This window comes from Microvirga medicaginis (assembly GCF_052658925.1).
The window spans coordinates 207,279-217,150 of sequence record NZ_JBQWEL010000006.1; the positions used below are offsets into that span (position 1 = coordinate 207,279).

A 9,872-nucleotide genomic window follows, 5' to 3' on the forward strand; every position below is an offset into this window, starting at 1 on the left:
ATGAAGACGACGTTCATCTCCTCCTCCACCCTCTGGAATTCGCCCAGATCCACGCTCGACAAGCTCCAATCCGAGCTTGTGAAGGCCAATAAAGAGGTCGTGACCGGGCGTCATATGGATGTTGGTCTGGCGCTTGGGCGCAAGACCGGGAAGTCGCTTTCTCTCCGTCAGGAGAGAGCCGCTCTTGATGCTTTGACCGACAGCAACACCTCGGCGACGCTGCGGCTCAAGTCGACCTCGGCCGCGCTCGACCAGGTTCGTACTGCGGGCGATAATTTCAAGAACGCCCTGATTGGAATGCATGTGGGAGCGCAGGACATTGCCCTCATCCAAAGCCAGGCACGGGCCAGTTTGGACAAGCTGGTCGGGAATCTGAACGAGAATGTCGGAAACCAGTTCCTGTTCGGCGGCGTGAACTCCAGAGTTCAACCCCTCAAAGCCTACGATGCCGGTCCTCGGGCCGCCATTAACAAGGCGTTCTTGGACTACTTCACCTTCCCGCAGACTGATGCGCAGGTAGCGGATATCACGCCCGCCCAAATGCAGGCTTTTATTGACGGGCCGCTCGCTGATCTATTCGAGACTCAGTGGAAGGGCACATGGTCCAACGCATCCGATCAGAACATCCAAAGCCTGATCTCTCCGACGGAGCGGGTCGAGACATCGGGCAACGCAAATGAGACCGCCTTCCGACAGCTGGCGATGGCCTACACGATGACCTTTGATCTCGGGATTGCAGGTCTCAACGATCAGACAAGAGAATATCTGCTCAACAGGGTCATCGGGACGCTCGGGGAGGGTGTTGCCGGAGTAACCGAACTCGAGGCCGATCTCGGGACGGCCCAGCGGAAGATCGATGACGCCAACGAGCGGATGAGCCTTCAGAAAACGTTCTTTGAGGAGAGGATCACGAACTACGAGGCCATTGACCCCGCTGAGGCGAAAGTTCGTGTCGACCAACTCTCGACTCAGATTCAGACATCGTACTCCCTGACTGCGCAACTCAATCAACTGAGCTTGATCAATTTCATTTAACGGCAGGAAAAGTGTAAATGTATCAGTTCTCCTATTCTGAAATCCTTGAGGATTCGCCGAAAGACTGCCGGCAACGCGAGTACGATCTTTTCGAGCGCGCCGTCGACCTCTTGCGTGCGGCAGAGGGATACCCGTCTCAATCTCCGGAAATGCTCGGCGCCATCGTCTATCTCCAGCGCCTTTGGACCTTTCTGATCAAGGATCTTGGACATCCCGAGAATGCATTGCCCGACAAGCTGAAAGGACAGCTGATTTCGATCGGTCTCTGGGTGATGAGGGAATCCGATCTCGTCGTTCGAGGCGAGCACAATAATCTCAATGCTCTTATCGATATCAACGTCCTCATTAAGGATGGCCTGAAATGACTGCGAAAATGCGTTTCTCTCTCAAGGCCGGCGAGCGGATTTTCATCAACGGCGCCGTTCTGACCGTCAGTCAGAAGGTCACCTTGAGCCTCCTCAACGATGCCCGCTTCCTTCTGGAGAGCCACGTGCTCCAGCTGGCGGAGGCTACGACACCGATGCGGCAGCTCTATTTCGTGGTGCAGGCGCTCCTCATCAATCCTCAGGAAGAGCAGCAGGGGATGATAGCCTTCCATAAGATCCATGACGCTCTGCTCGTGGTCACAACCGACGAGACCACAAAGGCTCAGTTGGGGAATATCGGAGATCTCGTCGCCCGGAGGCGGACCTTCGAAGCACTAAAGGCGATCAGGGGGCTCTTCGAGAATGTGGAGTCCCAGACTGCATCCACAAGCGCCGTGATGCCTGAGAAGGCTGCTTAGCCCGGGAGTCGAGAAATGAATGTCAGCTCTGTTACGTCTGCGGCTTACAGTCAGGGTACATCCGCTAGCGAGAAGACGTCGACCGTCAGCTATGACAACTTTCTGAAGCTGTTGATGACGCAGATGAAGAACCAGGATCCCACGGATCCGATGAAATCGACGGAATACATGGCTCAGTTGGCCACGTTTTCCCAGGTCGAGCAGAGCGTGAAGAGCAACGAGAAGCTCGATGCCCTGCTTTCATCCTTTGCCCTGTCTCAGGCCGACAGCGTGATCGGGCGGACGATATCCTCGGCCGACGGCACCATTTCGGGCAAAGTGGATTCAGTCATGATCGCCAGCGATGGCGCTGTCGCTCAACTGTCGAACGGATCCCGGATCCTGCTTGGCCCCGGCATCGTGATCAGCTGACAATGAACGAGATTGATGCTCTCGAGCTGGTCCGTGCGGCGATCTGGACCGTTATCATCGGCTCCGGGCCAGCGGTCCTGGCCGCGATGGTGATTGGCATCGTGATCGCCCTGATCCAGGCCCTGACCCAGATCCAGGAAGTCACACTGACTTTTATTCCCAAGATCATTGCCATCCTGGTCGTCACGCTCCTCACAGGATCGCTGGTCGGATCCCAGATCTATGCCTTCACGGAGTTGGTCTACGGACGAATTGTTACAGGGTTCTAGGACGTCCGAGGCCTCGAGAGGCTGCCGCGAAGGAGCGAAGGCCCAGCGAGACGCGAGGCGACCTTCGCGCAAGCTTCATGGCGCATGTGTCAGACGGATGATTGGCTCGCCGAAGGGAGAGACACATGGCGTCTAGCGACACGATGGTAAAGGACCGCGGCCGGGATCTGATGTTCGCCGCAGGCGTCGTCGTTATCCTTGCGATCCTGTTTCTGCCGATCCCGCCGCTGGCTATCGATATGGGGCTCGCATTCTCGATTGCCCTGTCGGTTCTCATCCTGATGGTGTCTCTGTGGATTCAGAAGCCTCTTGAGTTCTCTGCCTTCCCAACCGTACTCCTGATCGCCACTCTCCTTCGCCTCGCCCTCAGTATCGCCTCGACGCGGTTGATCCTTTCTCACGGTCATCACGGCGTTGATGCCGCTGGCCATGTGATCAGTGGCTTCTCCCGCTTCGTCATGAGCGGCGACTTCGTCATCGGTATCGTCGTCTTTATCATTCTGATTACCGTCAACTTCCTGGTGATCACCAAGGGTGCCACACGTATTGCCGAGGTCGGCGCCCGCTTTACCCTCGATGCGATTCCCGGAAAGCAGATGGCCATCGATGCAGACCTCTCTGCGGGGCTCATCGACGAGAAGGAGGCTCAGAGACGGCGACGTGAACTGGAAGAGGAGAGCGCCTTCTTCGGTTCCATGGACGGTGCCTCGAAGTTCGTTCGCGGCGAGGCTGTCGCGAGCCTGATCACCATCGCAGTCAACATCTTCGGCGGCATCATCATCGGCGTGACACGGCATGGCATGCCGCTTTCAAAAGCCGCCGACGTCTTCACGCAGTTGTCTGTTGGCGACGGCCTCGTCAGCCAGATCCCGGCGCTCGTGGTTTCCCTGGCTGCTGGCCTCCTCGTTTCCAAGGGCGGCACGCGCGGGCAGACCCAGCAGGCCGTGCTGGATCAGCTTGGTGCCTACCCGCGTGCGCTGATGGTCGCTTCCGGAATGATGTTCATCTTCGCCATCGTTCCTGGTCTGCCGATGATTCCCTTCATGATGCTGGGCGGCTTCATGGGGTTCGTGGCCTACAGCATTCCAAAGGTTCGAGCCGAGCAAGCGGCGAAAGAAAAGCTGAACCTGGAGCAGGAACAGAAGAAAAATCTCTTGGAGGCGAGCGATGCGGTGAAGGAATCGCTCAAGATCGCCGAGGTGGAGCTCTGCCTCGGCAAGCACCTGTCTTCCCATCTGGCGAGCTCCCACGGAGACCTCGCCCATCGCGTCAAGAAGATGAGAAAGAAATTCGCCCAGGATTTCGGCTTTGTTCTTCCGGATGTCAAACTCTCCGACAGCTTCATGATCCCGGCGAAGAGTTACCAGATCAAGATTCATGGCACGGTGGTCGCGACGCATGAGATCAGACCGGGCGACCTTCTTGTCGTTCTTGGCGACGGTCCGGTCCCGGATGTGCCGGGAGATGAAGTGCGCGAGCCTGCATTCGGCATGAAAGCTCTCTGGGTTTCGGATGCCTATGCTGGCGAGATCAAGCGCCAGGGCTTCACGGCCGTGGATGGGGCATCCGTTCTGCTCACGCACCTCAGCGAGGTTATTCGCAACAACCTGCCCCAGCTCCTTTCCTACAAGGATGTCCGCAATCTCCTGGACGGGCTCGAGCCCGAGTACAAGCGTCTTCTCGACGATATCTGTCCGTCCCAGATTTCCTATTCCGGGCTGCAGGCGGTGCTCAAGCTGCTGCTGGCCGAGCGCGTCTCGATCCGTAACTTGAGCCTGATCCTCGAGGCGGTTGCCGAGATCGCTCCCCATGCCCGACGGGCCGAGCAGCTGGTGGAGCACGTCCGGGTACGCATGGCGCAGCAGATCTGTGGCGATCTTGCCGAGGGAGGCGCCCTCAATGTGCTGCGTCTCGGAAACAAGTGGGATATCGCGTTCCATCAAAGCCTGAAGCGCGATGCCAAGGGTGACGTCATCGAGTTCGATATCGACCCACGTCTTGTCGAGCAATTCGGTACGGAGGCTTCGGAAGCCATCAAAACCCGCATGGGTCAGGTCAAGAACTTCGCCATCGTGACGGCGCCGGATGCGAGGCCGTATGTGCGCATGATCATCGAGCGCATGTTCTCGTCCTTGCCGGTTCTGTCTCATCTGGAGATCGCACGAGGCATCGAAGTCAACTCGCTTGGTACCGTCGCGTGAGCCAAGTAGTCTCTGACACAATCCTTGGGATCTTCCTCATCTTCTGCCGTATCGGCGGCTGTATGCTGATCGCGCCGGCATTCTCCAGCAACAGAATCCCGCCTCAGGTTCGGCTCTTCCTGGCCCTGACCGTGAGCCTGGCCCTCGCGCCCGTCCTGATGGATAAGATACGAACCGGGGTCGCCGGGCAGGCCCCGACAGTGACACTCACTTGGATCGCCTCTGAACTGCTGGTCGGACTGCTGATAGGGCTGCTCGGAAGAGTTTATTTCCTCGCCCTTCAAACGATGCTGAGCGCCGTATCCATGGCCATTGGCTATGGCGGCATGCCTGGAACGCCGATCGATGAAGCGGAGCCACTTCCCGCGATCAGTTCCCTGATTATGATGGTGGCAACGGCCGTCATCTTCCTATCCGACCTCCACTGGGAGCTCTTTCGTGGGCTGATCGCATCGTACTCGCGCGTGCCAGTCGGTCAGGGGTTCGCTGTCCAGACCTCTTTGACGGAGCTGGTCGACCAGGTCGGGGTCGCCTTCGTCCTGGCCCTGCGGATCAGCAGTCCATTTCTGATTTACTCCGTCATCGTAAACCTCGTGGCCGGACTCACAAACAAGCTGACGCCACAGATACCGGTCTTCTTCATTGCAACCCCCTTTGTGATGTTCGGGGGGCTGTTTGTCATGTACTTTGCCGCGCAGGATTACATTCTGCTCTTCATCGAAGCCTTTACGGCGTGGCTGCGGGACTGACGATTGATGAAACAGAGACTCAGGAAGATCGACAGACTGATCAAGGTCCAGCAGCACCTTCATAAAAGCGCGGAGCTAAAGCTCGCCAATCTCCGCCGCCAGGAAAGCGAGCTCAAGGCGGCCCAAGAAGAGACACTCGAAACGATGGGCGCTTCCGATGTGCTGCACGGTCTCTTTGTCGACATCCTGGCCAAAAGGCTGAAGACGCTGTCACTGGAAGAGACGCGGACGCAGACTGCCATCATTGAGCAAAAGGCGCTCACGGTTGAAAAGGCGCTCCAGGTCAAGCGCACGGAGAAAGTCTACTCGCGTCTCAAAGAGGATCATCGCCGGGGTGAGGAGAAGAAGGGGCTGATCGCTATTCTTGAGAGCATGGCTCAAAAGGACAGCACAAGCCTCCCGTAAGCCTCATGGTCTAGAGTCCGATTGAAGTGAAACAAGGAGGATCGCAATGGCGATCAGCCCCCCGTCAGACATTCTCAGCGAGGTTGCCAGAGCGGCAGATCCTGCGCGCTACCAGGCGGCCGCACAGAGCCTTATGCAAGGCGCAACTCCTGTCTCTGGACCGAGCTTCGAAGACACTGTTCGCTCTGTTTCCGTTCGCCCTATTATTAGCGGAGGGGCAGACGTTTATCAGATCCGGAACTCCCTTCGGAATGATGCTGAATCCGCTGCGGCCGCTAAATCGAGACGGACTGCGCAGGAGTTCGAAGCCTTTGTTCTCCAGAGCTTCGTTGAATCGATGCTTCCGAAGAATGCGGAGAATACCTACGGGAAAGGCAATGCCGGCTCCATCTGGAAGTCCATGATGGCGGAACAGATTGGCACTCAGGTGGCGAGGGCCGGCGGCATCGGAATTGCAGAGCATATCCTGGGCGCGAAGAAGTAAGAGAAGCTGCATGTTGATGAAATCATTGGACCGGCTTGAGGAGACATTGGATCTTGAGACAGCGGCCCTGTTGTCTCGTGATTTGAAAAATCTCGACGAGTTCAACCGCCGCAAAAGCCAAAGCCTTTTGGAGATCAGTCGGATGGTGAGAGCTGCCGAAACCCTTGCCTTTGACGGGATTGCCGCGAAGCGGTTCGAGAGGCTGAAAGCGAAGCTGGAGAGAAATCAGGAAATCTTGCAGCGTCACATGCGAGCGGTGCAGGAAATCTCGAGCATCATCTCAGGCGCTATTCAGGCTGCCGAGTCGGACAGCACATATTCGGCTCACATGGTGCGCGGGGGCTATGGTGCATGATCAGGAACGTCATGGCCGGCTTCTGGGTTTGTGCTGTCACGCTCGGTTCGTGCTACGCAGCTGTCACCTGGATGGTCGGCAGGGCGCCAGCCGAGGAGACGCCGCATTATGAAGGCTTGCAGTACAAGAAGCTCCCGCCCATGAACATCCCGATCATCGCCGAAGGCGCGGTTCAAGGTTATGTCATCGCAAACCTTGTGTTCACGGCCGATGCAAAGACTTTGCGGGAGATCTCCATACCGCCTGAAGCTTTCATTCAGGACGAGGTGTTTCGCTATGTCTATTCAGACGAAACACTCGATTTCAGGAAGTTGTCCCGGTACAATGTGAACGGGATGATCGGCAACGTCAGAGATAGAATTAATAAGCGCTTAGGTGCCGATATCATAAAAGAAATTCTGATCGAGAATTTCAACTTCATCGATAAATCCGACATCCGCTCCTGATCTGGCTACTTTAAAGAGTGATTTGAGGCCTTGCGACTACCAGGGATAATTCTTCCATGAGCTATTGCTTGATTGTTGACGATTCTCGGACGATCCGGAAAGTCTCTCGTGATATCGTCGAAAGCCTCGCATTCGAAGTTGCAGAGGCTGAGAACGGGGAGATTGGCCTGGCGAAGTGCCTGGCCAGAATGCCCGATGTCGTTCTGCTCGATTGGAACATGCCGATCATGGATGGCTACAACTTTCTCAAAGAGCTGAGAAAATCTCCAGGTGGTGATGCCCCCAAGGTTGTATTCTGCACCACAGAGAACGACATGGGGCACATTACTCGAGCGCTGGAAGCCGGCGCGGACGAGTATATCATGAAGCCCTTCGACAAGGACATTTTGGCTGCAAAGTTCCAGGGGTTGGGCCTCCTTTCGGAAACTCCCTCTGTGTGATGCTATGCCAGTGGATCGCCTCACACGACCTATAGCTATGCAAGCTCAGCCGATTCGCGTCATGATCGTTGACGATAGTGCGATCATCCGCGGGATGATCGCACGGTGGGTGACGGAAGCGGGAGGCTTCGATGTCGTCTGCACCGCGTCCAACGGGCGGATGGCTGTCGATCTTGCAGAGCGACATAAACCGGAGATTGTTCTTCTCGATATCGAAATGCCCGAGATCGACGGTCTGGCGGCGTTACCGATGATCTTGAAGGCTCACCCTGCCAGCAAAGTCATTGTCATCTCCACTCTGACACAGCGAAATGCGCAGATTTCCCTGAAGTGCCTGTCTTTGGGTGCCGTTGATTATCTTGCGAAGCCTGAAAGCGCGCGCGCTGTAGATGCTGCGGCAGAGTTCCGGCGCGACCTCGTGGAAAAACTGAGGGCTCTCGGCGCCCCGAAGCCGAGACAGTCCCGTCCGAGTCTTGTCCCTGTTCCGAATATCCCTGCTTCCCAGCAGTCTCCTCCGCCAAGGTCGAGCAACGCGCGGCCACAATGTCTTCTCATCGGTTCTTCAACCGGTGGCCCAAGGGCCGTCGAGCGAGTGCTGCAGGATCTCAAGCCTGTCCTTCCGAGGATTCCGGTTCTGATCGTTCAGCATATGCCTGCGATGTTCACGGCTGTTTTCGCCGAGCATCTGCAGACTTTGCTCTCGCTTCCCTGCCACGAAGCGAAAGACGGAGAGGAGATCAATGCGGGCACAGTACTTGTTGCCCCGGGTGGGCGCCACATGGGCGTCGTCTCCGTCTCGGGAAAGCCTATCATACGGCTCAGCGATGCTCCTCCTGAGAATTTCTGCCGGCCTGCCGTAGACGTGCTGTTTCGGGAGGCCGCTTCTGTCTATGGAGGGGCTGCAATCGCAACGGTGCTGACAGGGATGGGGGCCGATGGAACGAATGGAGCCCGTCATCTGGTCAAGGCTGGTGCAACCGTCATTGCTCAAGATGAAGCAACAAGCATTGTCTGGGGTATGCCCGGAAGCGTGGTGAAGGCTGGCCTTGCCCATGAAGTTCTCCCTCTGGATGCCATTGGCCGCTCATTGAAGGGTATGATTGCCGGAGCCTCACGATGACCGAGATTGAATTCGAAGCTCTGCGCACTTTCCTCAAAGCCCGGTCAGGGTTGGCCCTCTCTCCCGATAAGCGTTATCTCGTTGAGAGCCGGCTTGCTCCCGTTTGCACACGTTTCAAAGTCGAGAACCTGTCTCGACTCATTTGGGAAATCAAAGCAGGCCGGTCTCCTGCCCTCGAGAATGCAACGATCGAGGCTATGACGACCAACGAGACTTTCTTCTTCCGGGATAAGGCGCCTTTTGACCTGTTCCAGGATGTTCTGCTGCCGAGATTCCTCAAGGAGAGAGCCGCGAGCCGCCGCTTGCGCATCTGGTGCGCGGCTGCCTCGACGGGGCAGGAACCTTACTCGCTTGCAATGCTTCTCAAGGAAGCGGCTGCGCGCATGCCGGGGTGGCAGGTGGAGATCATCGCAACCGATATCTCGAACGAGGTGCTAGAGAAGGCGAGGGCGGGCGTCTATAACCAATTCGAAGTGCAGCGTGGTCTGCCGATCAGGCTTCTCGTCAAGTACTTCACGCAGAAGGGCGATCAATGGCAGATCGCACCTGAAATCCGCTCCATGGTGGATTTTCGCTATCTCAATCTCATCGAGGATTTCAGCCGGCTTGGGTCGTTCGACATCATTTATTGCCGCAACGTGCTGATCTATTTCGACACTACGATGAAGTCGAATGTGCTTCGCAGGATTGCACAGTTGATGACAGCCGATGGCGCTCTGGTGCTCGGAGCATCGGAGACGATCCTCGGCATCAGTGATGCGCTGTCGCTCGACCCGGCATACCGCGGGCTCTACACAAAGGCCCTTCCTGCTGGAGCGGCTCATAGAACGGCCCTGGCTGGAACGCGCTGAATGAGCTGGTCTGATCATATGATTCTGCAAAAGATCTGATCAGGCCGGACGCTGCAGAGATCGCTCGCCATCTCTTATGGCGAGTCAACACGTAGTTTGCTTCCGCGCGAGCGGGAGCCTTTTGTGCTGGTCGATTACTGTCGTTAATAGAAATTAAACAATAAAGTTCGCTCATTACTTAGTTTCTGTACTTGACGCCTCAGGATGATTCGTCCATAAACGGCTTCATGGATGCAGCGGGCGAGATGTTGAACGCACGATGCATCGCAAACGCACTATGAAGGCCCTTCGAAAGGGCATGGCATGACGCCGCTTCATTTTA

The 9,872-nt window shown here is 56.6% G+C and carries 14 protein-coding genes; all 14 read left to right on the forward strand.

Going from position 1 to position 9,872, the window contains the following annotated elements:
* Entirely contained in the window at nucleotides 1-1,035 is a 1,035-nt protein-coding gene (locus tag ACUXUR_RS10855) for a flagellar hook-associated family protein (RefSeq protein ID WP_445502356.1), read from the forward strand.
* A gap of 17 nt (nucleotides 1,036-1,052) precedes the next feature.
* The gene (gene flaF, locus ACUXUR_RS10860; RefSeq protein WP_445502357.1) at nucleotides 1,053-1,400 is read left to right on the forward strand and encodes a flagellar biosynthesis regulator FlaF; all 348 of its coding nucleotides are present in this window, start codon (nucleotides 1,053-1,055) and stop codon (nucleotides 1,398-1,400) included.
* Entirely contained in the window at nucleotides 1,397-1,819 is a 423-nt protein-coding gene (gene flbT, locus ACUXUR_RS10865; RefSeq protein WP_445502358.1) for a flagellar biosynthesis repressor FlbT, read from the forward strand. Before flaF ends, flbT begins: the two co-directional genes overlap by 4 nt.
* 15 nt (nucleotides 1,820-1,834) lie before the next feature.
* Nucleotides 1,835-2,230, forward strand: a complete 396-nt coding sequence (flgD, locus tag ACUXUR_RS10870) for a flagellar hook assembly protein FlgD (RefSeq protein WP_445502359.1) — start codon at nucleotides 1,835-1,837, stop codon at nucleotides 2,228-2,230.
* A gap of 2 nt (nucleotides 2,231-2,232) precedes the next feature.
* A complete protein-coding gene (locus ACUXUR_RS10875; protein ID WP_047187604.1) occupies nucleotides 2,233-2,499 on the forward strand; it encodes a flagellar biosynthetic protein FliQ in 267 nt (88 codons plus the stop codon).
* 125 nt (nucleotides 2,500-2,624) lie between these two features.
* The gene (gene flhA, locus ACUXUR_RS10880) at nucleotides 2,625-4,700 is read left to right on the forward strand and encodes a flagellar biosynthesis protein FlhA (protein ID WP_445502360.1); all 2,076 of its coding nucleotides are present in this window, start codon (nucleotides 2,625-2,627) and stop codon (nucleotides 4,698-4,700) included.
* Nucleotides 4,697-5,449 carry a flagellar biosynthesis protein FliR gene (gene fliR / locus ACUXUR_RS10885; protein ID WP_445502361.1) on the forward strand — a complete coding sequence of 251 codons (753 nt, stop codon included), beginning with the start codon at nucleotides 4,697-4,699 and terminating at the stop codon, nucleotides 5,447-5,449. The genes flhA and fliR overlap by 4 nt, the downstream gene beginning before the upstream one ends.
* 6 nt (nucleotides 5,450-5,455) lie before the next feature.
* Nucleotides 5,456-5,854, forward strand: a complete 399-nt coding sequence (locus tag ACUXUR_RS10890) for a hypothetical protein (RefSeq protein ID WP_445502362.1) — start codon at nucleotides 5,456-5,458, stop codon at nucleotides 5,852-5,854.
* A gap of 337 nt (nucleotides 5,855-6,191) precedes the next feature.
* A complete protein-coding gene (locus ACUXUR_RS10895) occupies nucleotides 6,192-6,338 on the forward strand; it encodes a rod-binding protein (protein ID WP_445502363.1) in 147 nt (48 codons plus the stop codon).
* A gap of 10 nt (nucleotides 6,339-6,348) precedes the next feature.
* Nucleotides 6,349-6,693 (forward strand): flagellar protein FlgN, encoded by a 345-nt coding sequence (locus tag ACUXUR_RS10900; protein ID WP_445502364.1) that lies wholly within the window; start codon nucleotides 6,349-6,351, stop codon nucleotides 6,691-6,693.
* On the forward strand, nucleotides 6,690-7,139 hold the full coding sequence (locus ACUXUR_RS10905) for a hypothetical protein (RefSeq protein WP_445502365.1): 450 nt from the start codon (nucleotides 6,690-6,692) through the stop codon (nucleotides 7,137-7,139). The genes ACUXUR_RS10900 and ACUXUR_RS10905 overlap by 4 nt, the downstream gene beginning before the upstream one ends.
* Nucleotides 7,140-7,195: 56 nt before the next feature.
* Nucleotides 7,196-7,579, forward strand: a complete 384-nt coding sequence (locus tag ACUXUR_RS10910) for a response regulator (protein ID WP_445502366.1) — start codon at nucleotides 7,196-7,198, stop codon at nucleotides 7,577-7,579.
* A gap of 61 nt (nucleotides 7,580-7,640) precedes the next feature.
* A complete protein-coding gene (locus ACUXUR_RS10915) occupies nucleotides 7,641-8,699 on the forward strand; it encodes a protein-glutamate methylesterase/protein-glutamine glutaminase (protein ID WP_445502367.1) in 1,059 nt (352 codons plus the stop codon).
* The gene (locus ACUXUR_RS10920; protein WP_445502368.1) at nucleotides 8,696-9,550 is read left to right on the forward strand and encodes a CheR family methyltransferase; all 855 of its coding nucleotides are present in this window, start codon (nucleotides 8,696-8,698) and stop codon (nucleotides 9,548-9,550) included. The genes ACUXUR_RS10915 and ACUXUR_RS10920 overlap by 4 nt, the downstream gene beginning before the upstream one ends.
* Nucleotides 9,551-9,872: the final 322 nt, after the last annotated feature.